18 protein-coding genes are annotated in these 24,653 nt (G+C 36.8%); 9 read left to right on the forward strand and 9 right to left on the reverse strand.

The genetic code is table 11. The annotated features are described in order from the left end of the window. Nucleotides 1-2: 2 nt before the first annotated feature. The 3 genes from DHU68_RS12215 to DHU68_RS12225 all read left to right on the forward strand — a co-directional run bounded on the left by DHU68_RS12215 (nucleotide 3) and on the right by DHU68_RS12225 (nucleotide 3,878). Nucleotides 3-1,262, forward strand: coding sequence for an ABC transporter permease (locus DHU68_RS12215; protein WP_108823283.1), 1,260 nt, complete (start codon nucleotides 3-5; stop codon nucleotides 1,260-1,262). Nucleotides 1,263-1,389: 127 nt separating this feature from the next. Beyond that, complete coding sequence (locus DHU68_RS12220) at nucleotides 1,390-2,526, forward strand: efflux RND transporter periplasmic adaptor subunit (protein WP_108823284.1); 1,137 nt, start codon at nucleotides 1,390-1,392, stop codon at nucleotides 2,524-2,526. 11 nt (nucleotides 2,527-2,537) lie between these two features. After that, on the forward strand, nucleotides 2,538-3,878 hold the full coding sequence (locus DHU68_RS12225; protein ID WP_108823285.1) for a TolC family protein: 1,341 nt from the start codon (nucleotides 2,538-2,540) through the stop codon (nucleotides 3,876-3,878). Between the two features lie 86 nt (nucleotides 3,879-3,964). Here DHU68_RS12225 and DHU68_RS12230 read toward each other — a convergent pair whose 3' ends face one another. From DHU68_RS12230 to DHU68_RS12250, 5 genes are all read right to left on the reverse strand, one after another. After that, nucleotides 3,965-4,816, reverse strand: a complete 852-nt coding sequence (locus DHU68_RS12230) for an outer membrane beta-barrel protein (protein WP_108823286.1) — start codon at nucleotides 4,814-4,816, stop codon at nucleotides 3,965-3,967. 4 nt (nucleotides 4,817-4,820) lie between these two features. Further along, on the reverse strand, nucleotides 4,821-5,306 hold the full coding sequence (locus DHU68_RS12235; RefSeq protein ID WP_108823287.1) for a hypothetical protein: 486 nt from the start codon (nucleotides 5,304-5,306) through the stop codon (nucleotides 4,821-4,823). A 10-nt stretch (nucleotides 5,307-5,316) separates the two neighbouring features. Then, nucleotides 5,317-5,763: a hypothetical protein gene (locus tag DHU68_RS12240; RefSeq protein WP_108823288.1), complete on the reverse strand. Its 447-nt coding sequence runs from the start codon at nucleotides 5,761-5,763 to the stop codon at nucleotides 5,317-5,319. A 5-nt stretch (nucleotides 5,764-5,768) separates the two neighbouring features. Next, entirely contained in the window at nucleotides 5,769-6,278 is a 510-nt protein-coding gene (locus DHU68_RS12245; RefSeq protein ID WP_108823289.1) for an RNA polymerase sigma factor, read from the reverse strand. Nucleotides 6,279-6,400: 122 nt separating this feature from the next. Next, on the reverse strand, nucleotides 6,401-9,907 hold the full coding sequence (locus tag DHU68_RS12250) for a bifunctional proline dehydrogenase/L-glutamate gamma-semialdehyde dehydrogenase (protein WP_108823290.1): 3,507 nt from the start codon (nucleotides 9,905-9,907) through the stop codon (nucleotides 6,401-6,403). A 371-nt stretch (nucleotides 9,908-10,278) separates the two neighbouring features. On the opposite strand from DHU68_RS12250, the gene DHU68_RS12255 reads away from it, so the two are divergent. Then, nucleotides 10,279-12,438 (forward strand): translation factor GTPase family protein, encoded by a 2,160-nt coding sequence (locus DHU68_RS12255; protein WP_108823291.1) that lies wholly within the window; start codon nucleotides 10,279-10,281, stop codon nucleotides 12,436-12,438. A 71-nt stretch (nucleotides 12,439-12,509) separates the two neighbouring features. Here DHU68_RS12255 and clpB read toward each other — a convergent pair whose 3' ends face one another. After that, nucleotides 12,510-15,098, reverse strand: coding sequence for an ATP-dependent chaperone ClpB (clpB, locus tag DHU68_RS12260; protein WP_108823292.1), 2,589 nt, complete (start codon nucleotides 15,096-15,098; stop codon nucleotides 12,510-12,512). Between the two features lie 228 nt (nucleotides 15,099-15,326). Here clpB and DHU68_RS12265 point away from each other — a divergent pair, with 228 nt between their 5' ends. From DHU68_RS12265 to DHU68_RS12285, 5 genes are all read left to right on the forward strand, one after another. After that, nucleotides 15,327-16,577 carry a PLP-dependent transferase gene (locus tag DHU68_RS12265; RefSeq protein ID WP_108823293.1) on the forward strand — a complete coding sequence of 417 codons (1,251 nt, stop codon included), beginning with the start codon at nucleotides 15,327-15,329 and terminating at the stop codon, nucleotides 16,575-16,577. A gap of 77 nt (nucleotides 16,578-16,654) precedes the next feature. Then, a complete protein-coding gene (locus tag DHU68_RS12270; RefSeq protein WP_108823294.1) occupies nucleotides 16,655-17,110 on the forward strand; it encodes a DUF6769 family protein in 456 nt (151 codons plus the stop codon). A 96-nt stretch (nucleotides 17,111-17,206) separates the two neighbouring features. After that, entirely contained in the window at nucleotides 17,207-18,412 is a 1,206-nt protein-coding gene (locus DHU68_RS12275; protein ID WP_108823295.1) for an efflux RND transporter periplasmic adaptor subunit, read from the forward strand. Between the two features lie 19 nt (nucleotides 18,413-18,431). Beyond that, nucleotides 18,432-21,530 (forward strand): efflux RND transporter permease subunit, encoded by a 3,099-nt coding sequence (locus DHU68_RS12280; RefSeq protein WP_108823296.1) that lies wholly within the window; start codon nucleotides 18,432-18,434, stop codon nucleotides 21,528-21,530. A 22-nt stretch (nucleotides 21,531-21,552) separates the two neighbouring features. Continuing rightward, a complete protein-coding gene (locus tag DHU68_RS12285; RefSeq protein ID WP_108823297.1) occupies nucleotides 21,553-22,734 on the forward strand; it encodes a TolC family protein in 1,182 nt (393 codons plus the stop codon). A 58-nt stretch (nucleotides 22,735-22,792) separates the two neighbouring features. Here the strand turns inward: DHU68_RS12285 and DHU68_RS12290 are convergent, their stop codons facing one another. The 3 genes from DHU68_RS12290 to DHU68_RS12300 form a co-directional block, all read right to left on the reverse strand. Next, a complete protein-coding gene (locus DHU68_RS12290; RefSeq protein WP_108823298.1) occupies nucleotides 22,793-23,641 on the reverse strand; it encodes an endonuclease/exonuclease/phosphatase family protein in 849 nt (282 codons plus the stop codon). A gap of 84 nt (nucleotides 23,642-23,725) precedes the next feature. Next, a complete protein-coding gene (locus DHU68_RS12295) occupies nucleotides 23,726-24,373 on the reverse strand; it encodes an ATP-binding cassette domain-containing protein (protein WP_108823299.1) in 648 nt (215 codons plus the stop codon). Further along, nucleotides 24,355-24,645, reverse strand: coding sequence for a hypothetical protein (locus DHU68_RS12300; protein WP_160111129.1), 291 nt, complete (start codon nucleotides 24,643-24,645; stop codon nucleotides 24,355-24,357). The genes DHU68_RS12295 and DHU68_RS12300 overlap by 19 nt, the downstream gene beginning before the upstream one ends. Nucleotides 24,646-24,653 lie beyond the last annotated feature (8 nt).

Genomic DNA, 24,653 nt, shown 5'->3' on the forward strand with positions numbered 1-24,653 from the left:
AGATGTTTAATTTAGATAGTTGGCAAGAAATATGGGTAACAATAACCCGCAATAAACTACGAAGCTTTTTAACCGGCTTCGGGGTATTCTGGGGCATATTCATGCTTGTTCTTTTGATAGGGATAGGTAATTCTTTGCAGGGTAGTATTTCTCAAAACTTCGAAGGTTTTGCTTCCAATTCTTGTTTCTTCTTTACAGAACGAACTAGCGAGGCTTACAAAGGTTATCGTAAAGGTCGTTGGTGGAGTATGAATGTGAGAGATGTAAAGCTAATCAGACAAAAAGCACAGTCGGTAGAATATATGTCTCCCGTATTGTTTATTGGTGGAGGAGACAGAAATGTTGTGCGAGGACAAAAATCAGGATCGTATGGAGTAAGAGGTATTTACCCAGACCATTTCAAAATAGAAGGAATGCACATCCTTTCGGGGCGTTTGTTTAATGAATTGGATATTGATCAGAGTCGTAAAGTTTGTGTTATAGGTAAAGAAGTTTATGAAACTCTTTTTCAACCAGGAGAGGTGGCTGATGGACAGTTTATAAGGGTAAATGGTATTTATTTTCAGGTCATAGGTGTTATTCGTCCTAAATCAAAGATTTCTATAGGAGGTAATGTGGAGGAGTCTATTTTCTTACCTTTCTCCACAACTCAACGGACTTTCAATCAGGGACAAAATATATATTTTATGGCTTGTACAGCTAAGCCCGGATACCCGGCTTCGATGGTAGAGCAAGAGGTGAAGGCTATCGTGAAAGAAGCGCATGATATAGCTCCAACAGATGAGAAGGCAATGGGTAGTTTCAATGTTGAGAAGCAATTTATGATGTTTGAGAATCTGTTTAAAGGAATAGATATACTAATATGGGTAGTCGGTATTGGTGCTTTATTATCAGGTATTATAGGTATCAGTAATATTATGCTTGTTACTGTGCGTGAACGAACAAGAGAGATCGGGGTTCGTCGTGCCATAGGTGCAAAGCCGATTTCTATAATGATTCAGATAATGAGCGAAAGCTTTGTGTTGACCGCGATTGCCGGCATGTCGGGATTGTTGATCGGAGTAGGACTGTTGGAAATAATCGGTAAGGTGATAACGATGATGATGGGAGCAGGTGGAAATGTTGTGATACCTCCTTTTATGTCTTTCTCTACAGGAATGATTGCCCTTGGTATATTAACCGTATCGGGTATTTTGGCCGGATTGATGCCTGCAATGCGGGCATTGAAGATTAAAGCCATAGATGCCATCAGAGAAGAATAAAATTATCTATAATAGATTGATATTAAATGAAAATAATAGAAAGGTAACGGGTAGTAGGAACAGTTCAGAATTTGTCACTTTTGTTACTTTTTAGTTAAAATAGGAAATTATAAAATAAAATAAGCATATGAAAAAGGTTCTCAAAATTGCTCTGCTTCTTATCCTGGGATTTATTGTTCTAGGTACATTTTTTTTCCTTTGGAAAAAATCGCAGCCCAAAGAGATTATTTATGAAGTTGTATCTCCTCAAACCGGAAATGTAGAAAATACTTCAGTTGCTACAGGCTCTGTATCTCCTCGCGACGAGATTTTAATCAAACCTCAAATATCGGGGATTGTATCAGAGGTACTTAAAGAAGCTGGTGACTTTGTTAAGGTTGGAGATATTATTGCTACTGTAAAAGTCGTTCCGGATGTTTCTCAATTAAACTCGGCAGAATCGAGAGTTAGCATAGCTCAGATTAACTTAAATCAGATAAAAGCTGAATATGAGCGTCAGAAAGAACTCTATGGAAAAGGAATTATCGCTAAAGAAGAAATGGATAAGTCAGAAGCTGATTATAAGAAAGCTCAGGAAGAATTAGAGAATTCGAAAGACAATCTGGATATTGTAAAAACGGGTATTTCTAAAAAAACAGCTCAATATAGTAATACTCAGATTCGTTCTACTATAACAGGTATGATTCTTGACGTTCCTGTAAAAGCGGGTAACTCTGTTATTCAAGCGAATACTTTCAACGATGGAACAACTATCGCTACGGTAGCCAATATGAATGATATGATTTTTATCGGAAAAATTGACGAAACTGAAGTAGGACGTGTGCATACAGGTATGCCTATAAAACTGTCAATAGGAGCAATTGAGAATAAGAAATTTGATGCGATATTAGAATATATTTCACCAAAAGGAGTAGAAGAAAATGGGGCAATCCTTTTCGAAATAAAGGCAGCTGCTGTAATTCCTGATACAGTAACAGTGCGTGCAGGATATAGTGCAAATGCTGAAATAGTATTAGCCAAAGCAGAAAATGTATTGACAATACCAGAAAGTACAATTTCTTTCAGTAACGATTCGGCTTATGTATATGTGCTAAAAGATACGACAAACCATAAACAGCAGTTTGATAAGAAAAATATAAAAATAGGATTGTCTGACGGAATCAAAGTGGAAGTGAAATCCGGATTAAGTAGCAGTGATAAAGTTCGAGGTAATGTTGTAGCTGATAAACCAAAGGTGATGACAGCAGAACATCAACTAAATTAAATTGAGAGTATATGAAGAAATATATAATATTGTTTGCTATAGCTGTTGGTTCTACCTGCATGCAAGCTCAGGAAAGATGGTCGTTAAGACAATGTGTTGACTATGCGATAGAAAATAATATTGATCTGAAACAACAATCTCTGAATGTACAAAACGCAGAGATAGAACTTAGCACGAATAAGAATAGCCGTTTGCCAGACCTGAATGCAAATGCAAATCAGTCTTTCAATTTTGGACAAAGTTTGGATTATAAGACGAATACATATACATCGAATAATGCGTCGGGTACCAATTTCTCTATATCGTCTTCTATCCCAATTTTCACAGGTTTTCGTATTCCAAATCAGATTAAGGCAAGTGAGTTTAACTTACTGGCTGCAACAGAGGGATTGAACAAAGCAAAAGAGAATCTAGAGTTGCAGGTTGTGTCTTTGTTTTTGGATATTTTGTTCAAAAAAGAAATATTAAAAGCTTATCAGGAACAAGCTACTCTTTCGGCGCAACAAGTAGAACGTACAGAAGCGCTTGTGAATGCAGATAAAGTAGCAAAGTCTCAACTGTTTGATATGAAAGCACAACAAGCACGTGATGACTTGAATGTTACAATGGCTGAGAATGATCTTGCTTTGTCTTTGTTGAATCTGTCGCAAGCACTAAATCTACCTAAATCTGATAGTTTTGATATTGAGGAGCCTGTAATCAGTGAAGATGTTATAGGTGCTAATATGTCGAGTCTGTTACCTCCTGATCATGTATATCAGGTAGCGCTGGGTATCAAACCGCATATCAAGGAAGCAGAATATAATTTGGAAAGCAGTAAAAAGAATCTAAAAGTGGCACAGTCAGAATATTGGCCAACAGTAGGATTAGGATTGTCATACAGTAATGGATTTAACCATATCTATAATGACGAAGTAGTGAATGCAAGTGTTTCTGATCAGCTAAAAAACAACTCTCGTAAAGCTATTGGGATAAGTCTGAGTATCCCTATTTTTAATCGTTTTAGAGTGCGTAATCAAGTAAGGGCAGCGAAACTGAATATTGAGAACCAAACATTAGCTTTAGATAATATCCGATTAGCTCTTTACAAAGAAATTCAACAAGCTTATCAGAGTGCAACATCTGCTCAGGCAAAATTTATTTCTACTGAAAAATCCTTAGAAGCAGCGGATGAAGCCTTTAAGTATGCAAGAGAACGCTATGAAGTCGGGAAATCGACTGTGTTTGAGTACAATGAGGCTCAGACAAAGCTACTGACCAGCAAGTCGGATCAGATACAAGCAAAATACGATTATATATTCAGATCAAAAATTCTTGATTTTTACCAAGGAAAAGAAATTGATATAAGATAAGTTTAGTGACCTCTTTATATTATGAGAGCACCTGTGAAGAGTAATTTTCACAGGTGCTTTCTTTCAGAGATGTATTTTGTGTATAATTAAATCCCTATCATTAGACCTATTGTGTAAGTATTTAGTTCAGGTCCCTTATTGGTCTTAAAGAGTGAGAATGGAGAATAATAGCCATAAACAGCAAATCCGTTGAAGCCAACTTGCATTCTTAATCGTAAATCAATTGGACGCATATTCAGATCTTTACCTTTGTCTTCTACATGTTTTTCATCTTCTATATAATATTTGACCTGTGACTTGGAATAGAACTTAAAGAAAGCTACAGCGCCTCCTGATATATGAAAGTTTCCAGTTTGATACTCTAGCAGTAGAGGTACTGTCAAGTAATAGGAGAGAAGCTTGGTTGACTTATAAGTTATGCCTTGGGGAGCGGGCTCAAAAAAGGCTATTCCATCCTTTTTTGTTAATGCAGCATTCGTATCGAAATGATAGCGAGACCATTCTGTTCCTAGTCCGCTTAATAGTAGCCAATGGTTCCCTAGTTGCTTGTCGACAGTGAATAGATTGAACGTGAAATTATGAGAAGTACTCATTTTTAGAGTACTGAGTGGGCTATCGTCACTATTATAATTCATAAAACCCATACCGACTCCAGTCCAGCTTGGACTTAAATTTTTCTTACCTTTCTTACTCCCCCAAAAGAAATTGATATTATAGGAAGAACCGTTATACAAAATGCTACTTGATTCTGTGTCATTTTTCGATTCTACTATTTTCTCAGTTTCCGTAATTGTAGTGACAGTATGCCCGGTTATCGAATCTGTTGTTATGATGGTAGAGGTTGTTTTTATAATTGTATCCTGAGGTAGTATGATCTCTTCAGCATAAATTGATAAAAAGCATAGAATTGATAAGGGTAGAGTTATTATTCTTTTCATAGTGCTATTGTAATTTTAAACGTTTATTGTTTATGTATATAAATAAATCCTTTAGTTTCTTCAGTTCATGATCTAGTTTCTTAGAAGAGAAATCTCCTCTTAAGAAAACGAGGGTGATCTTACCATCTTTTATTCTATATAGGATGAATTCATTTTCTTCTTTAGATTTGTTCTTTCCTAGAAAATATGAACCGGATTCTATCTTTCCATTCTTTTTAGCCTCTGATATAATGAGTTTATTGTCAATATCCGCTTTTACTGCGGTCGTAATCTCCGATTCTACGATAGGGCTATAGTTAATAATAAGGCTTTTATAGAAAGAGATATTACTTTTGGGTGAAAGCACATCAGTCGAAAGTTGTACGAGTATAGATCCCTCGCGTTTTCCGTATTTGTCGAATATATCTTTTATCCTCAAATGATCTTGTGCAAAAACTGATATGCTAAATACTTGAGAGATACATAATAGTATTAATAACTTATATTTCATAGGTCGTATTTTATTCTGTGAAAAGATCCAAAATATCGATTTGTGATTCAACTATAGATTCATCCATATCAGTGACATTTTTAATGGAGTTTAGAGCTTCATCGTTTATAATATCTATGTCGGTTGTCTTATTTCCATTGATATATACAATTGACTTATTGGCGCTGTTATCGATCCGAAGAGTGAAAATCATAAAAAGACCAACTATGATAGCTATACTGGCAGCAATGCTTATCCAAGGCTTTATGTTGAATTTTTTCTTTTTTCCAATAGTTTCTTTTGTGTCAGATTCTGAGTTTTTAGATAACTCTGTAATGAAGAATTGGAATATTGGGGCATATATTTTATGGCGTTCTTCAATTTCAGGCTGACCAAAATAATTTCGAAGTATCTGCTCTTCTTCGAGAGTAGATTCTCCGTCGAAATATCTTTCTAATATTTTATCTATATCTTTCATGCCTACTATTTGTTATTGTAACTATTGCTGACCTTTAAGAAAGAGTCTCTAACCATTTTCCTTGCGCGTGATAAGTTTACCCTTACAGCACTTTCTTCACTCCCCATGATATGAGCTATTTCAGCGAGTTCAAATCCTTCTATATCACGCATTTTTATAATCCGTTTTTGTGTATTGGGTAGAGATTCGATAATATTTCTGATAATAGAAGCATTATCTTGTTGTTCGGTATACATGTATGGAGTTAGCGTACCTTCTGCAATACTTATATTATCCAGAGGGATATTGTGTTTCTCTACCCTTAACTTATCAATACATATGTTTTTTAAAGTTTGCATAGCATAACCTCCTACATTCGGATGATTATCAAGCTGATCCTTGATTCTCCAAAGCTTAAGATAAGTCTCTTGGACAGCATCTTCAGCTTCAGTTTCATCCTTTAATATATTTCGGGCAAAACTTTGCAGTTTTTCACGAAGAGGAATGACTACTATTTTAAACTTTTCTAACTCCATTTATAATGATAACGAGATAAGAACTAAAATGTAACATTAAAAATGTACTTTTTTGAAAAAAGAGTTATAAGTGATGGATAACCAGCTTATAACTCTTTAGAAATAATTATTTATTTTATCTTTTATCTCTCTTCGCCGAAGATACTACCATAGCGATGGTACTCATGTGCAATACTTTGCTCTTTCAGATAATGCAGTAATTCTATTCGACCTTCGACAAGAGGCTTTTCTGAAGCAATATGCTTGCCTAGTTTTGCCGCATGATTATATATCGAATCAGAGATATCTGTAGAGCATGTTCGTATCCTTTCGTATTTATCCATGTCCTTAATGAATGTTTCTTCATCTTGAACAACTATGTTAGCACCTAATATTGTCGCTGTAGCCTGCTCTATAAATGGGAGTTTCTTGTCATCGCCAGATATACTTACAGTAATAGGTGTTTTGGCTATATGAGCGGCTAATATAACAAGAAGGACGTCGGATAACTCATCATTTTCAACCCGTAAAACGATATTTTTTAGAGGTAAATAGCGGAATAAGTTTTCTTCTCCGTAAAGACGATTGACATCTCTCTCTTCTGAAAACTCAACACCCCAGGCTGTCTTATAATTTTCAAAAGCGTAATCTAGACGAGCTTTCTCCTTTTCATCGGAAATGAAATCGGTTAGAGGAGATTTTGATGATGAAGCTGGAATTGATCCTTTTTCAGTTATTTCAACGAAGCAAGTCACATAGTTCGGGCCACCGGCTTTTATTCCGCCACCAAAGGCAGATCGTTTCATTCCTCCAAACGGTTGTCTGTTAACTATTGCACCAGTTATTCCTCTGTTTATATATAAATTACCAGCTTCGATCTTATTTTTCCATATTTGTATTTCCTCTTCATTCAAGCTTTGTAGTCCTGCTGTAAGTCCATATTCTGATGAATTAGCATATTTGATACCTTGTTCTAAATCGTCAATGCATACAACTGATAATAGAGGAGCGAATAATTCATTCTTGAAAATAAAGCTTTCAGGTTTAACACCCCATTTTACGGTAGGCTTTAAGATGTACTTTTTCTCATCAACAAATTCCGGCGCAACAAGCCATGATTCCCCTTCTTCCAAGTTGTTGATAGCATGAAGTAACTTGTCATTTTCATTCGTTATCATAGGACCCACCATATTCATCGTATCCCAAACACTACCGGTACGCATGCTTGTTACAGCATCTTTTAGTTTCAGTTTGAATGTCTCGTCGTTGTATATTTTCTTATCCAGCAACAATAACGAACATGCAGAACATTTTTGTCCGGCATTGCCAAAGGCAGAGGCTACAATGTTGAGGATGGCATGATCCTGATCTCCATAGCCCGTTAATATAATCGCATTTTTACCCCCGGTCTCTGCAGATAGAGGGGTTCTTGGACTATTCTCCAATAGTCTGAATGCAGTGTCAGTTCCTCCCGTCAAGATAATGTGTTTGATTGCAGGGTGAGCTGTCAGGCTGTTGAGAGAAGATCTGTCGGATGGGCAAACTACTTGTAATGCCTCTTTAGGTACTCCAGCATCCCAAAAGCATTTAGCAAACTCCCACGCAATAGGAAGTGCTACAGTTGCCGGTTTTAGAATAACTGTATTGCCTCCGGCTAAAGCAGAGACAACTCCTCCTACAGGGATAGCCAACGGGAAGTTCCATGGTGGAATAACAAGAATTACACCTTTGGGAGCAATGGAAATTGTTTCTAGCTGATCGAACTGTTTCATTGAGATAGGATAGAAGCGACAGAAATCAATAGCTTCAGATACCTCTACATCTCCTTCCATAAAAGTTTTACTGGTAATGGCTGCCATACATCCTATTAGGTCGCCACGTTTTGCACTAATATTATCAGCAACTTTATGTAAGATTTCATTTCGTTGGTCTATCGATGTTTTACCCCATTCTGATTTATCAGCTTCGGCAATCGCAATAATTTCTTCAACTTGTTTGAGTGTAGAAAGATTTGCTTCACAGAAACAGACTTCGTCATTGCGACTGCGATCATAATATCTTTTTTTATGCTCTGTGATTAATTCTTGCTCTCCAATTTGCACAGGAACAATAAAGTTCTTTTCATTGACAGTCGTTCCCCATTTGCGAAGAATATTAAGTGCCCATGTTCTGTTTTGAGGTAGATCAAGATCGGTGTCAGGTTCATTCTTGAAATTAGAAATATCTTTAACTGGTATCGGAGGATTGTTCCTGTCTTGTTTCCTGTTAGGGGCAGCTATCATAGAGTCCTTTAAGTTATAAGCTTCTATAAATTGACTTTCGAGGAAACTCCACTGAGGACTTTCCAGTTTCAAGTTAAATGAATAGCTTAAGAAGTTATCTTTTCCCGTATTCTCGTCCAAACGGCGAACAAGGTAAGAAACAGCATTTAAGAAATGTTCTTTCTTTACAACAGGAGTATAGAGAATAATTTGTTTCTCTAGCTTTCTCATAACACGAGGTAGGTGATTAGCCATTCCTTCGAGCATCTCAAAAGTTACATAGTTGCTTGAACCAAGCTTTTCACTCAACAGATATGCATATGCAATAGTGAAGAAGTTGTGAGAAGCAACTCCCACATGCAGTGCTTCGGCATTTTCGGGCAGTAGGGCAGTGTCCAATATGTGTAGATAGTTTGCATCTACTTTTACCTTGGATGGTAAAACAGGATTATCCCAACCTCGTAAAGAAGATATTATGCTTTCCATCTGCAAGTTGGCTCCTTTTACCAGACGCATTTTTAAATGAGCACCGCCATCAGTATAACGTTGTTTAGCAAAATCAAGGAGTTCTTTATGTAGAAGACCAGCATCAGGGAGATATGCTTGTATTACAATACCTGCAGTATAGTTTTTGAATTCAGGCATGCTAAGTACTGTTTTAAACACATCAAGTGTCAGATGTATATCTTTGTACTCTTCCATATCCAAATTTACGAACTTAGGTTTGCTATTCCCCTGATGATCTGTATATGGATATTTAATCGCTTGACGATATATTGATGCAACAAGTTCACATAGTTCTTTCTTATTTTCTTCGTAGCTTAGAGGATGTATCTGAGCATATATACCGGATAACTTTATAGAAATGTAATTAATATCAGGTTCTTTGAGAGCTTCGAGATAATGTAAATAACGATTCTCAGCCTCATTATCACCTAAAACCACTTCTCCCAGTAGATTGACATTTTGTCCAATTTTAGACTTCCAACGACTTGCAAGATGTTTTGTCAGTGCCGGGCGTTCTTCGGCTATGATTATCTTGTCTGTTTCTTTTCTCAATCTTTGTTTGAAGAGAGGAATGGATATACCCTCAAATAGATATCCTATATTGGTGAAAAGTTGCAACTGTATCTGGTCGAAAGAGTTAAAGAAGTCTGGTACACCATATTCTTCGATGAGTAATTTCATTCGCTTTGCTAACTTTTTATCATCTCTTATTTGTGATGATTCATCTAGCATTTTGGATAACAGAGTCTTATTTGCAGGGGTTTGTACTAATGAGGCAAACTTTTTTTGCTCTTTAATTTCAGCTGACGTTAGTTCGTTCTCAGCTTTATTTAGAAACTCTTTAGCCCATTCTATGATTTCTGTAGTTGTAATCTTTTCCATATATATTAATATATAAAGTTAGCAATGAACGATTTTCAGTCCAAGATATAAAAAAATATGAAAAATATTTAGTTTACTCTCAGCAATATGTAAATAGTTTTAATTTATATCTTTTTCTGTTCTTAATGAAATCATGTTATACCTTAAACTATTGTTTTAGCTATAAATACGCATAAATGGAGATATACTTTTATTCTTCGAATCAAAAACCGAGATAAAAGAATATATTATAAAACATATATCGAAATAAAAAGCATTGTTTCTTGCTATATCCAGAAAACATTTCATTAAATTTGGGAAAATCGCCTCAAAATTTGGGGCGTTTTATCATGAAAGCTTTAAATTATTAACCTATTAAAAACATTTAGGCCATGAAAACTTACCAAACACAAGAAATCAAGAATATTGCTATTCTTGGTAGTTCGGGAGCTGGCAAAACCACTCTCGCTGAGGCCATGCTCTATGAAGCGGGTGTCATAAAACGCAGAGGAAGTGTTAAAGACGGAAATACAGTCTCGGACTATTTTCCGGTGGAAAAAGAATACGGTTATTCCGTTTTTTCCAGCATTTTCTCTGTGGAATGGATGAATCGAAAACTGAATTTTATAGATTGTCCGGGGTCAGATGATTTTATTGGAAATGTGGTTACTTCATTAAATGTAACAGATACAGCACTGATGGTGCTGAATGCTCAATATGGTATCGAAGTAGGTACTATCAATCAATTGAGATATACACAGAGACTACAAAAACCAGTTATTTTTATCGTAAATCAGCTCGATCATCCGAAAGCTGATTTTGATAATGTAGTTTCTCAACTAAAAGCCGATTATGGCGAAAAAGCTGTGTTGATCCAGTATCCGGTTACAGTAGGAGAGGGTTTCAATGCGGTAATTGATGTTTTGAAATTTAAAATGTTCCGATGGAAACCCGAAGGTGGAGTTCCTGAGGTACTCGATATACCTGCCGAAGAATTAGAAAAAGCTACAGAATTGCAACAAAAACTAGTAGAAGCGGCAGCCGAAAACGAAGAATCATTGATGGAAAAGTTCTTCGATCAAGGTACACTTACCGAAGATGAAATGCGTATGGGAATTCGTTGGGGACTTGTTCATCGTGACTTATATCCAATATTCTGCGTGTCTGCAGAGAAAGATATGTGTGTGCGTCGTACAATGGAGTTCCTCGGAAATGTTGTTCCTTACGTACGTGACTTACCTGCTCCTATAAATACAGAAGGGGAAGAGATTAAGCCTGATTCGAATGGCCCAACTAGTTTATTCTTCTTTAAGACAACTGTAGAACCACATGTGGGAGAAGTTTCCTACTTTAAAGTGATGAGTGGTAAGGTGCATGAAGGAGACGATCTTGTAAATGCTGACAGAGGCAGTAAAGAGCGTATGGGACAATTGTTTACTCCAGCAGGACAGCAACGTACAAAGATAGAAGAGCTTGTAGCGGGTGATATTGGTGCAGCCGTGAAACTGAAAGATGTACGTACCGGAAATACCCTTAATGCTAAAGGTGCAGAAAATAAATTCGACTTCATTAAATATCCGGATCCTAAATACCGTCGCGCTATAAAGGCAGAAAGCGAAAAAGATACAGAAAAAATGAGTGAAGCTCTTCAACGTATGCATGAGGAAGATCCTACATGGGTAATTGAAAACTCTAAAGAGCTTAAACAAATGATTGTTTCTGGTCAGGGAGAATTTCACTTGAAGACTCTTAAATGGAGAATAGAGAATAATGATAAAATATCAATTGTATACTCTGAGCCAAAAATACCTTATCGTGAGACGATAACTAAAGCAGCTCGTGCAGACTATCGTCACAAAAAGCAGTCGGGTGGAGCCGGACAGTTTGGTGAAGTTCACATGATTGTAGAGCCATATACAGAGGGTATGCCAATGCCTAGCTCTTATAAATTTAATGGACAAGAGTATAAAATACAGGCTCGCGATACGCAAGAGTACAATTTAGAGTGGGGAGGCAAGCTGGTGTTTGTTAGCAGTATTGTAGGTGGATCTATTGATACACGTTTCTTGCCAGCTATTGTAAAAGGTATTATGTCTCGTCTAGAGCAAGGTCCTCTTACAGGATCGTATGCACGTGATGTTCGTGTGATAGTGTACGATGGAAAGATGCACCCGGTCGATTCAAATGAAATCTCCTTTATGTTAGCAGGACGTAATGCTTTTAGTGAAGCATTTAAAAATGCGGGTCCAAAAATTCTAGAACCAATTTATGATGTAACAGTTGCTGTCCCTTCCGACAAAATGGGAGATGTAATGGGTGACTTACAAGGGCGCCGTGCCATGATTATGGGAATGGAAAGTGATAAAGGAATTGAAATATTGAAGGCTAAAGTTCCGTTGAAGGAAATGTCTAATTATTCTATTTCACTAAGCTCACTGACTGGAGGTCGTGCTTCATTCTCTATGAAGTTTGCCAGTTACGAACTTGTCCCTTCCGATGTTCAAGATAAATTGTTGAAGGAATACGAAGCAACTCAAAAAGAAGAGGATTGATTCTCTACTTGTATCCAATAAAAAAAGAGTCTCGAATACATCGAGACTCTTTTTTATTATAATGAATTGTATTAATTTTTGAAGTCCAGTTCGCCATCTTTCATATCTACTATAATAGGATTCTCTCTATTGACAGAGCCTGCCAATATCTGTTTCGATAGCGGGTCCAAAACCATTCGTTGAATAGCTCTTTTTACTGGACGAGCTCCAAACTCGGGATCAAATCCTATTTGAGCAATCCAACCAATAGCATCATCTGTAAATTCAAGTTTAATACCATTGTTCTCTAACATTTTTACAACACCATTAAGTTGAATACGTACAACCTGTTCGATCTGCTTCATGTCGAGAGGCTCAAACATTACAATCTCATCTATACGGTTCAAAAATTCGGGACGGATAGTAGATTTCAACATATCCAGAACTTCATTCTTAGTTTTCTCTATCACTTCATCTCTGTTCAAAGGAGTTATTCCCATAAAGTTTTGACGAATTAGACTAGAACCCATGTTTGAAGTCATAATGATAATCGTATTTTTGAAGTTTACAACACGACCTTTATTATCAGTCAATCGACCATCATCCAGAACCTGCAATAAGATATTGAACACATCCGGGTGAGCTTTTTCAATTTCGTCAAATAAGACAACTGAGTATGGTTTTCGACGTATGGCCTCTGTCAACTGACCTCCTTCATCGTATCCTACATATCCCGGAGGTGCACCTATTAGTCGGGTTGCACTGAATTTCTCTTGATATTCACTCATATCGATACGGGTCATCATATTTTCGTCGTCGAATAAGAATTCTGCAAGAGCTTTTGCCAACTCAGTCTTACCAACGCCGGTTGTTCCCAAGAATATAAATGAACCAATAGGACGCTTAGGATCTTGCAATCCGGCACGGCTACGACGGATAGCATTAGCAACGGCCGAAATAGCTTCATCCTGTCCAACAACACGTTTGTGCAGTTCAGTTTCCAAATTCAGGAGTTTGTCTTTTTCGCTTTGAAGCATCTTGTTTACAGGGATACCAGTCCAACGAGAAACTACATCGGCAATATCGAATGAATCAACTTCTTCTTTTATCATGGCCTGACTACCTTGCATTTCGTGCAACTGTGTCTGAAGCTTATTGATGTCATCTTCCAGCTCTTTGAGTTTACCATAACGCAACTCTGCAACCTTTCCATAATCACCTTCTCGTTCAGCCTTGTCAGCTTCGAATTTTACATTTTCGATTTCTATTTTATTTTGCTGAATTTTGTTGATGACTTCTTTCTCCGATTGCCATTTAGCTTTCAGTTCCGTTTCTTCTTCTTTCAGAGCGCTGATCTGTTTAGACAGTTCTTCTTCTTTTGGCTTATCATTTTCTCTTCTGATAGCTTCACGCTCAATTTCAAGCTGTTTGATACGGCGGCTTTTTTCATCCAGTTCTTCAGGAACAGAATCTACTTCCATGCGTAATTTAGCAGCAGCTTCGTCCATCAGGTCGATAGCTTTATCGGGTAAGAAACGATCAGTAATGTAACGGCTCGAAAGCTGAACAGCAGCAATAATAGCTTCGTCTTTGATTCGAACCTTATGATGGTTTTCGTACTTTTCTTTCAGACCACGAAGTATTGAGATCGCATCCATTTCGCTAGGCTCATCCACCATCACTACTTGGAAACGACGCTCAAGGGCTTTATCTTTTTCGAAATATTTCTGATATTCGTCAAGTGTAGTTGCTCCGATAGAGCGTAGTTCTCCCCTAGCAAGGGCAGGTTTTAATATATTGGCAGCATCCATTGCTCCTTCACTCTTGCCTGCACCTACCAGAGTGTGTATTTCGTCGATGAACAAAATGATGTCACCTTCGGATTTCGTTACCTCATTGACAACCGCTTTTAATCGTTCTTCAAATTCACCTTTATACTTCGCCCCGGCTATCAGAGCACCCATATCTAAAGAGTAAATTTGTTTATTCTTTAGGTTTTCCGGAACGTCACCACGTACGATACGATGTGCTAAGCCTTCTGCTATGGCAGTTTTACCTGTACCCGGTTCACCTATAAGGATAGGGTTATTCTTCGTTCTACGGCTCAATATCTGTAATACACGACGTATTTCTTCGTCACGCCCAATAACAGGGTCTAGCTTGCCTTCACGCGCACGTTGAGTCAAATTGATTGCATACTTCTCTAAAGACTGATAAGTATCTTCTGCCGATTGGCTGGTCACATTGTTCCCCTTACGCAATTCTTTGATTGCAGCTTGTAATTCTTTTTCAGATATACCAGCGTCTTTCAGTATTCGTGCAGCAGAACTTTTTCCTGACAAGATACCAAGTAAAAGATGTTCGATGGAGACAAACTGATCGCCCATTTCTTTAGCATAGTCAGTAGCCTTTTGCAGATCAGTATTACTCTCTCTGCTAAGATAAGGTTCACCTCCCGAAACTTTAGGGTAGGATTCTATTTCATTATTTATGACTGTTGTTACATGAGATGGGTTTGCTCCTAATTTCTGAAAAAGGAAATTAACAACATTCTCACCGGTCATAATCACAGCTAAAAGGATATGTGCAGGCTCAATAGACTGCTGTCCTTTTCCTTTTGTAATCTCAACAGCCTTTTGTATAGCTTCTTGAGATTTGATGGTAAAATTATTGAAATTCATATGTATGTATGTTTTGTGTTATTCTTATTAATTAAACAGTTAGTTGTTAACATTCGTTCAAAATATTTGCCAAAGTGATATAATTGCCAAAATGGCAGTTGTAGAGTTTGCCCGTTCTACATATTTTATTCATTTGTTAAATTAAGGATATCAGGTGTTATTCTTTTTTTATTGGATCAGTAAATAAAAGATTCTTGCTAATTTTGAGTCGCACTAAAAATAGAGAAGATGTCTCGTAAAGAATTTAATAAAGAATTTTCCACTCGCATAATAAGCGAGAAATTTACAAAACAGGATGCACATGGAGCTATAGCTATGCCTATTTATCGTAATGCAGCTTTTGAGTTCTCTACATCGGAACAAATTGCTGCTGCATTTCAAAATAAGGAGGATGTCGCTTCGCATACTTATACAAGAATAACTAATCCTACGGTTGAGAATTTAGAAAAGAAAGTAAAGATTGCATCCGGTGCAGACAATGTGCATATGGTGGCTTCAGGAATGGCTGCTATATCGAATACATTTTTAACCATTGCATATGCTGGGAGTAATATTGTAACATCTCCGCATTTATTTGGAAATACTTTTTCTCTATTCAAGTTCACTTTGGCTGATTTTGGAGTTGAGGTACGTTTTGTCGATACGGATAATATTGAAGAAATAGCAGCAGCTATTGATGAAAATACATGTGCTTTCTTTTGTGAGTTGATAACAAATCCGCATTTGGAAATAGCCGATTTACCTGAAATATCAAAACTGTTGAAAGCAAGAAATGTACCAATGATTGTAGATACTACAATTGTCCCTTGGTGTGGCTTTGATGCGCGTAAGGCAGGTGTGGATATTGAGATTGTATCAACAACAAAATATATATCCGGAGGTGCTACTACTATAGGAGGAGCTATTCTAGACTATGGTACTTTTGATTGGAAGCATAATAAACGATTGAAGAATATAGTTACAACTAAAGCAATGTCTCAATTCACGTTTAAATTAAAGCGTGAAGTAGCAAGAAACATAGGTGCGGCTATAGATCCAGATGCAGCATATATGCAAACATTAGGAATGGAGTCTTTAGAACTTAGATATGATAGAATGTCATCTTCTGCCTATGAGCTTGCTTTATTCTTATCGGACCAGAAAGAAGTTGTAAAAGTTGGATACCCTAAACTGGAAAGTTCTTCCTATAAGAAGATCTCAGATAAATTATTTACAGGGAACCCAGGTGCTATGCTTACTTTTTCTCTCGAAGATAAAGAGGCTTGTTTTAGGTTTATGGATAAGCTGCAAATAATCAGAAGGGCAACTAACCTGTTTGATAGTAAATCATTAATTATACATCCCGATTCTACCATTTATGGAACTTTTTCTCAAGAAATGAAAGATGTAATGGGGATCGAGAGCAATCTTCTTCGTTTATCTGTAGGTTTGGAGGCAGTAGAAGATCTTAAAAAAGACCTCTTGCAAGCTTTAAGATAAGAAGTATATAAAACTAGCTGAAGATAAATTATTACAATAGATTTTATATTCGTAATAAAAAAATTATCTTTGTAACAATGGGTGTAAAACGACATATAACATTAATTATATTGCTATTAGCTAATATGGTATTATTGGCTCATGCTGTTTTACCTCATACTCATCACGATGGTGTTGTTTGTTTTTCTTTAGAAGATATAAAAGATCAACACTCATGTGCAAAGCTTAAAGATATATCTGATTGCTGTGATGGGCATGAGACAGCCCAATCCAGCCACCATCATCATAACTCAGAAGATTGTGACCTGAGAGATGTTATTATTCGTCAGGATACGAACCATGAAGAAATTATTCCATGTGAAGCATGTCTTTCTCTACTATACGATATTTATTCATTAAATGAGTTGTTTCTGGTTGCACCGGAATATGAGGAACGACTTGCTTATAAACCTTACCTTATTTCCTATATATCTCCATATGTAGGTTCAACAATTGGGCTACGAGCCCCTCCTGTATCTTATTTTTTAGGTTAACTATCAAATAGCCTTTTAGGATGATAGTTAATTGTGTTTATGAGGATAAATAATTCTCATAAATAACTAATTTCTAAATCTGAAAAATAAGAATAAATGAAAAAATACTTAATATATTTCGCTTGTCTGTTAGCGATAACTTGGGGATGTAACCCCTCTCATAAAACAGAACATTCACATAGTCATGAAGAGCATTCACATAATTATGCAGAAGGGGAAGAATATGATCATGACCACGATCACGATCATAGCCATGGAAGTGAAGGAGGAGAAGCTCATACAGATGAAATTATTTTTTCTCCAGAACAAGCTGAATTAATCGGACTGGAGATAGAAACGGTGAAACCATCTGTTTTTCATCAGGTAATTAAAACAAGTGGACAAATCTTATCAGCTCAAGGTGATGAGGTTACTATTTCAGCAACTTCTAGCGGTATAGTCTCTTTTAATAAAGCTTCTTTAAACGAAGGATTAGCAGTTAAGGGAGGAGAGACTCTTTTTAGTATCTCTTCTAAAAAACTAGTTGATGGAGATCCTGTTCTGAAAGCAAAAGCGGCTTTTGAAATAGCTGAACGAGACTTTAATAGAGCAGAAGCTTTGATAAAAGATCAGATTATATCAGAAAAAGAATACAATGAATTGAAACTGGCATATGAAAATGCACGAATAGTTTATGAGGCTATCGGAAAACAAACAACAGCTAAAGGAATTGGCGTGACCACTCCAATAAGCGGCTTTGTAAAAGCGAAACTTGTAAATGAGGGGGAATTTGTTGAAGTAGGTCAAGTCCTGATGACTATAACTCAAAATAGAAAACTGCATCTGAGAGCAGATATCTCTGAGAGGTATTATAAAGACCTTGGAAATATAACTTCTGCTAATTTTAAATCACCTTACGACAATACTATTTATCAATTGTCCGAAATGGGGGGACGTCTTACTTCTTATGGTCGAAATGTAAGTAGCGAAGAATACTACGTGCCTGTTAATTTCGAATTTAATAATATAGGTCAGGTAATAGCAGGTTCGTATGTAGAGGTTTTCTTATTGGGTAAATCTCGCGATAATGTAATAACTATATCAGTCTCGTCATTGACAGAAGAACAAGGGATATACTTTGTCTATCTGCAAGTGCATCCGGATGCTTATAAAAAGCAAGAAGTGACTATAGGTACGAATGACGGAGAAAGAGTCGAAATCTTATCCGGACTTAAAAGCGGCGATGTTGTAGTGACTAAAGGTGCATATCATGTAAAATTAGCTTCGGCATCTTCGGCAATTCCACATGCTCACGAACACTAAATGGGAGGAGGAATAGAATATGCTGAATAAGATTATACAATATTCGCTCAATAACCGTCTGGTTGTACTAATCGGGGCTGTGTTATTGTTGATTGGTGGTCTATATACTGCCAAAAATATGGAAATAGATGTTTTTCCCGACCTGAATGCTCCTACTGTTGTTATTATGACCGAAGCAAATGGTATGGCTCCGGAAGAGGTGGAACGATTGGTCTCTTTTCCGATCGAAACCGCTGTTAATGGTGCTACTGATGTGCGTCGTGTGAGATCATCATCTACTACAGGTTTTTCGGTCGTATGGGTTGAATTTGATTGGGGTACTGACATCTACAAGGCTCGACAAATAGTAACTGAAAAATTAGCTTCTTTGGGTGATCAACTCCCCGAAAATGTAGGACAGCCAACGCTTGGACCTCAGTCATCTATTTTAGGAGAAGTTATGATTATCGGTCTTACTGCCGATTCAACATCTCTACTAGATCTTCGGACATTAGCAGACTGGACAATTCGCCCACGCTTGCTTTCTACAGGAGGGGTTGCTCAGGTTACGGTTATCGGAGGCGATATTAAAGAATATCAAATCTTATTAGATCCGGGTAGGATGAAGCACTATGGAGTTACTCTGGATGAAGTGTTATCGGTTACCCGTAACATGAATGAAAATTCTTCCGGAGGTATTCTGTACGAACATGGAAGTGAATATATCGTAAGAGGTGTTTTGCAGAGTACAAATGTAGATGAGATAGGTAAGGCTGTGATAAAGAAAGTAGGAGAGAGTCCTATTCTGATTAGCGATGTTGCTGAAGTTAAAATAGGTGCTAAAACTCCGAAACTAGGAGTAGCTTCGGAAAAGGTTAAGCCTGCAGTCTTGGTAACAGTAACAAAACAACCTAACACAAATACAATAGATCTGACCGAGAAACTAGATGAGTCAATTGCCGATTTGCAAAAGACTTTGCCTGCCGATGTAAAGGTATCTACAGATATTTTCCGACAAGAAAGATTTATTCATAACTCAATAAACAATGTTCAGAAATCATTGTACGAAGGGTCAATCTTTGTAGTGATCATACTTTTCTTATTCTTGATGAATGGACGAACTACTTTTATTTCGCTTTTGGCATTGCCTCTGTCTCTTTTAACTTCAATTTTGGCATTGAAAGCTATGGGTTTGACTATAAATACAATGAGTCTTGGAGGAATGGCTATTGCAATCGGGTCGTTAGTAGATGATGCTATTATTGATGTGGAAAATGTCTTCAAACGGCTTCGAGAGAATCGATTGAAACCAAAAGAGGAGCAACAAAGTCTTTTAGTAGTTGTATTCGAAGCATCAAAGGAAGTGCGTATGCCTATTCTTAACTCTACACTTATTATTGTGACGAGTTTTATTCCTCTTTTCTTCTTGAGCGGAATGGAAGGACGTATGCTTGTTCCTCTGGGTATTTCCTTTATTGTAGCCTTGTTCGCATCTACAGTAGTTGCATTAACGGTAACGCCTGTATTATGTAGTTATCTGTTGGGTAAGGGAAAGGATGGAAAAGAGGATAAAGAATCGTTTGTAGTCGTAAAACTGAAAACAATTTATGAAAAGAGCTTGCATTGGGCACTTGATAAGCAGAAGATTGTATTAGGAGTGACGGCCGCTCTACTGGTGTCAGCAATAGTGATTTTCTTTACTTTTGGACGAAATTTTCTTCCTCCTTTCAATGAAGGCTCTTTTACAATAACCATAAATACTTTGCCGGGTATATCGTTGGAAGAGTCTGATAAAATCGGGCATTTAGCCGAAGAGGCTATGTTGAGTATTCCTGAAATTCAAACAGTAGGAAGAAAAACGGGGCGTGCCGAACTGGATGAACATTCCTTTGGAGTGAATACTTCTGAGATAGAAGCTCCTTTTGCTTTAATGGATCGTCCGCAAGAAGAAATGATTGCCGAATTGAGAGAGAAGCTAAATGCAATACCTGGTATTAGTGTAGAAATAGGACAACCTATATCTCACCGAATAGATCATATGTTATCCGGTACAAAAGCAAATATTGCTATCAAGCTTTTCGGTGCAGATCTGAATAAAATGTACTCGCTGGGAAATGATATTAAATCATCGATAGAAACCATAGAGGGTGTTGCAGACTTGAATGTTGAACAACAGGTAGAACGTCCGCAACTAAAAATTGTCCCTAAACGGGAAATGTTGGCTCGTTATGGAATCTCATTACCCGAATTTTCGGAATTTGTAAGTACAATGCTATCCGGAGAAGTGGTATCTCAGGTATATGAGAGCAACAAAAACTTTGATCTGACACTGAAAGTTGCAGATTCGAATAAAGATCAGGCAGATAAAATAAGAAATCTGATGATTGATGCGGGAGATAAAAAGATCCCGTTCGAATATGTGGCTGATGTAGTTTCTGCAACAGGACCAAATACAATCAACCGAGAAAATGCTCAGCGTAAGATTGTGGTATCGGCTAATGTGGCAGGTCGTGATTTGCGGAGTGTGGTGAATGACATTAGAGAGCAAATTGACGAAACAATACAATTGCCCGAAGGATATCATATAGAATATGGAGGTCAGTTCGAGAGTGAGCAGGCTGCATCTCGTACGCTTCTTATAGCTTCTGTTTTTGCCATCTTAATTATATTCTTGCTGCTATTTAATCAATTTCGAAGTGCTGTTCAATCTGCTATCATCTTATTGAATCTCCCTTTGGCTCTGATAGGAGGAGTATATGCAATATTATTGACATCCGGAGAAATAAGTATTCCGGCTATTATTGGTTTCATCTCTTTGTTTGGTATTGCTACAAGAAATGGTATTCTGTTGATGGCTCATTACAATGATCTTGGAGATCATGGCTATTCACTGGAGAATAGTATTGTGAAAGGCTCATTAGATCGTCTAAATCCAATATTAATGACAGCTTTGTCATCAGGCTTGGCACTGATTCCTTTGGCTGTACAAGGAGGACTACCGGGTAATGAAATTCAAAGTCCGATGGCAAAAGTGATATTGGGTGGATTATTAACATCAACATTATTGAATATGTATGTAATCCCGATTATTTACCGAATGTTGAAAAAACGAAATAAGGTTGTAGAAGAAACTGTTTAATAGTTTTTTAAGAAGAAGAAATATGAAAAGAATTATATATATTACGCTCCCTTTTTTGCTTCTGAATGTGAGTTTGAAGGCTCAATCCTCTTATGATATTGTACTAAAGAGCATTGAGGAAAATAATACCACATTGCAGGCTTATAAAGAGCAGACCGGAGCGAATAAAATAGCAAATAAGACTGGGATAAATATGGAAAACCCTGAAGTCGAATTCGGCTATTTATGGGGAAGCCCAACAACAGAAGGAAAACAAAAGGAGTTGACCGTGAAGCAAACTTTTGACTTCCCGACTGCCTATCGTTATAAATCTCAGTTAGCAAGAGGAAAGAATAAACAGGAGGATCTGCTCTATGACCAAGAACGTCGAAATATTTTGCAGGAAGCTAGCTCTTATTATATTGAACTTGTTTTCTTAACAAAGCTGAATAAGCAACTTGTAGAAAGAGTCCAACATGCGCGTGAACTGTCTGATGCATATGAAAAAAGTTTTAGCCAGGGGAATATAAGCGTTCTGGAACGGAATAAGACCAAGTTAGACCTATTGAACAATGAGAAAGCTTTGCAAATGAATGAAGTCGAAATTGATCTAAAGAAAGCAGAATTAATTCGATTGAATGGAGGTAAATCTTTCTTAGTCGAATTTGAAACTTATCCGGAATACGTACTTCCTTCTGCTTTTAATGAGTGGTTTATTCGGGTGCAGTCTAATAATCCGTCCTTGCAGATAGCAGAGAAACAAATAGAGTTAAGCCGTAAGCAAGAACAATTGACAAAGGCTCTTAACCTCCCTAAAATTTCAGCAGGATATAGAAACGAAAGTGTCGGCGGGGTAACTTTTCAGGGAGTAACAGTCGGTGTTTCTATACCACTGTGGGAAGGGAAAAATACAGTGAAGCATCAAAAGGCACAGACAGCGGCTCTGAAGATGCAGCACGAAGATACGAAATTACAATTTCAGAATACATTGAAACTACAATTTGAAAAGGCATCTAAACTGACTGTCTTATTGAAAGAATATGAAGAGGCATTGAGACTGACCAATAATCGGGATATTTTAAAGAAAGCATTAGACCAAAAGCAAGTATCGCTTATAGACTATTTATTGGAATTAGGTATTTACTACGAAACAATATATAGATACTTGGAAACAGAACGGGATTATCAGCTCGCTATTGTTGAACTTATGCAATGGGAATTATAATAAACAAAGAAGGCTCTATCGTCAGAGCCTTCTTTTATTTCATGTCTAAATAGAGGCACTAAAAGCTAATTTCAGCACTAACGATAGCGTGATCGGAAATATAGACGTCATCTAGTTTTTCCGGAACTACAGAATGGCTTTTTACTTTTATTGATGGACTTACGAAAATGTAATCAATAAAAACTCTTTTTTCTACAGGTATTCTTCCATAATTGTGGAATGTGCCTTTTTCCCCTGATTTTGTCTCTGCTATATCTTTAGTATGAACTAAATAATTTGGATTTGAAGTGTCCAAAACATGTTTAATCACATCTGATTCAGGCTCTGCATTAAAATCTCCGGTCATTATAACAGGTAATCCTTTACTGTATGTAGCTGCCTTTTCTAGTAATAAGGTAACGCCTTCTTGACGTGCTACTTGCCCCATATGGTCAAGATGAGTATTGATAAAGAAGAGCTGTTTTTTACTATCGATGTCTTCTAATATAGCCCAAGTAGCTACGCGTTCGCAAGCTGCATCCCATCCTTTAACTCCTGGTACATCAGGAGTCTCGCTTAACCAAAAATTACCGGACTCTACTTCTTTAAAACGATTCTTCTTGTAGAAGACAGCACAGTATTCACCTTTTTCTTTACCATCCGTTCGTCCAACACCTATGGCACTGTATTCAGGTAATCTTTCTTTCAAGTCCTTTAGCTGATTCATAAGAACTTCTTGAGTCCCAAATATGTCAGCATTTTCATTTACGACAATCTTAGCAGCAACATCTTTTCTGTATTGCCAATTATTTAAACTGTCAACAGCAGCATCAAGTCGTATATTAAAACTTAAAACTTTTAAATCAACAGGTTTGTTACACGCTGTAAAGCAAAAGACTAATAAAGATAAGTAAAATATTTTTTTCATATTCGTATTGATTTGGTTTATAAGGTAAAATAATGACAATATAATTAGATATATTGTTGTAAGTGATTTAATTAAAGTTAGTAATTAGTATATATAGCCTTTTGCGGCTAAACCTTTCTCGTTCTCAATATTGTATAATTCCCCGTCCCGTATTAAGAAAATCCTGTTAACAGTGTCCAATACATTTCGATAATTATGATCTGTTATGATAATGCCTTTTCTGTCTGATTCGGAAATAATTAGCTTCCTTACTTCTTGAATCATTAAAGGAGACAAAAACTTGAAAGGTTCGTCTAATAATACAAAATGAGCATCTTTGAGCAAGATCAGATTGTTTTCTATATACCTTCGCTCTCCTGAGGATAAATCGGCTATCTGACAGTCCCAAAATTGAGTAATCTGTTGACCTACTCTCATTTTTGATATCTCGTACATGTCAAATATTTGTCTTACCTTCAGATTATTAGGTGTAAAAGGACTTTCGGGCAAGTAAGAGATCTTTGCAGACTCTTTGTAGGGTGTTTTTGAATATTGGTCGTCTATTCGTATAAACTTGTTGTCAGCATTAAGAGAGCCGAATAATATTTTCAATAAAGTACTTTTTCCAGCTCCATTCCGACCAAAGAGAGCAGAAATATCTCCTGTTTGTACTTTTAGGTAGATGCTAGAAAGTATATCTCTATCTCCAAAAGCTTTGGTTATATTATCGGCTTCTAAAATATGATGTTCCATGCAATGTAGCTAAGAATGTAAATTAAAACAGAGAATAATATATACAGCATAAAAGTGAAAGCGATGAGGTTAACTTTAGAAATGCCTGCGTTTTGATAAAAATAATATTCGTTTTTTCGAGCTAATTCTTTGTATAAAAGAGTAAAAGGTAATCCAAACAAACACCAGCTTCTTAAGAAGGAAATTAATAGTCTGAGAAAAGGTACTGTTGATAGAGATTCGTGTGAAGTAGTAGATATAAAAGATAGAGCTAATCCAATACCAATACTCATTAGTAATG

It is taken from the genome of Dysgonomonas sp. Marseille-P4361 (assembly GCF_900343125.1).
Lineage (GTDB): Bacteria > Bacteroidota > Bacteroidia > Bacteroidales > Dysgonomonadaceae > Dysgonomonas.

Excerpts from the sequence above, each read along its gene's own strand:
- DHU68_RS12215 (WP_108823283.1), top strand. The coding sequence starts at position 3 with ATGTTTAATTTAGATAGTTGGCAAGAAATATGGGTAACAATAACCCGC.
- DHU68_RS12220 (WP_108823284.1), top strand. The coding sequence starts at position 1,390 with ATGAAAAAGGTTCTCAAAATTGCTCTGCTTCTTATCCTGGGATTTATT.
- DHU68_RS12225 (WP_108823285.1), top strand. The coding sequence starts at position 2,538 with ATGAAGAAATATATAATATTGTTTGCTATAGCTGTTGGTTCTACCTGC.
- DHU68_RS12230 (WP_108823286.1), bottom strand. The coding sequence starts at position 4,816 with ATGAAAAGAATAATAACTCTACCCTTATCAATTCTATGCTTTTTATCA.
- DHU68_RS12235 (WP_108823287.1), bottom strand. The coding sequence starts at position 5,306 with ATGAAATATAAGTTATTAATACTATTATGTATCTCTCAAGTATTTAGC.
- DHU68_RS12240 (WP_108823288.1), bottom strand. The coding sequence starts at position 5,763 with ATGAAAGATATAGATAAAATATTAGAAAGATATTTCGACGGAGAATCT.
- DHU68_RS12245 (WP_108823289.1), bottom strand. The coding sequence starts at position 6,278 with ATGGAGTTAGAAAAGTTTAAAATAGTAGTCATTCCTCTTCGTGAAAAA.
- DHU68_RS12250 (WP_108823290.1), bottom strand. The coding sequence starts at position 9,907 with ATGGAAAAGATTACAACTACAGAAATCATAGAATGGGCTAAAGAGTTT.
- DHU68_RS12255 (WP_108823291.1), top strand. The coding sequence starts at position 10,279 with ATGAAAACTTACCAAACACAAGAAATCAAGAATATTGCTATTCTTGGT.
- clpB (WP_108823292.1), bottom strand. The coding sequence starts at position 15,098 with ATGAATTTCAATAATTTTACCATCAAATCTCAAGAAGCTATACAAAAG.
- DHU68_RS12265 (WP_108823293.1), top strand. The coding sequence starts at position 15,327 with ATGTCTCGTAAAGAATTTAATAAAGAATTTTCCACTCGCATAATAAGC.
- DHU68_RS12270 (WP_108823294.1), top strand. The coding sequence starts at position 16,655 with ATGGGTGTAAAACGACATATAACATTAATTATATTGCTATTAGCTAAT.
- DHU68_RS12275 (WP_108823295.1), top strand. The coding sequence starts at position 17,207 with ATGAAAAAATACTTAATATATTTCGCTTGTCTGTTAGCGATAACTTGG.
- DHU68_RS12280 (WP_108823296.1), top strand. The coding sequence starts at position 18,432 with ATGCTGAATAAGATTATACAATATTCGCTCAATAACCGTCTGGTTGTA.
- DHU68_RS12285 (WP_108823297.1), top strand. The coding sequence starts at position 21,553 with ATGAAAAGAATTATATATATTACGCTCCCTTTTTTGCTTCTGAATGTG.
- DHU68_RS12290 (WP_108823298.1), bottom strand. The coding sequence starts at position 23,641 with ATGAAAAAAATATTTTACTTATCTTTATTAGTCTTTTGCTTTACAGCG.
- DHU68_RS12295 (WP_108823299.1), bottom strand. The coding sequence starts at position 24,373 with ATGGAACATCATATTTTAGAAGCCGATAATATAACCAAAGCTTTTGGA.
- DHU68_RS12300 (WP_160111129.1), bottom strand. The coding sequence starts at position 24,645 with ATGAGTATTGGTATTGGATTAGCTCTATCTTTTATATCTACTACTTCA.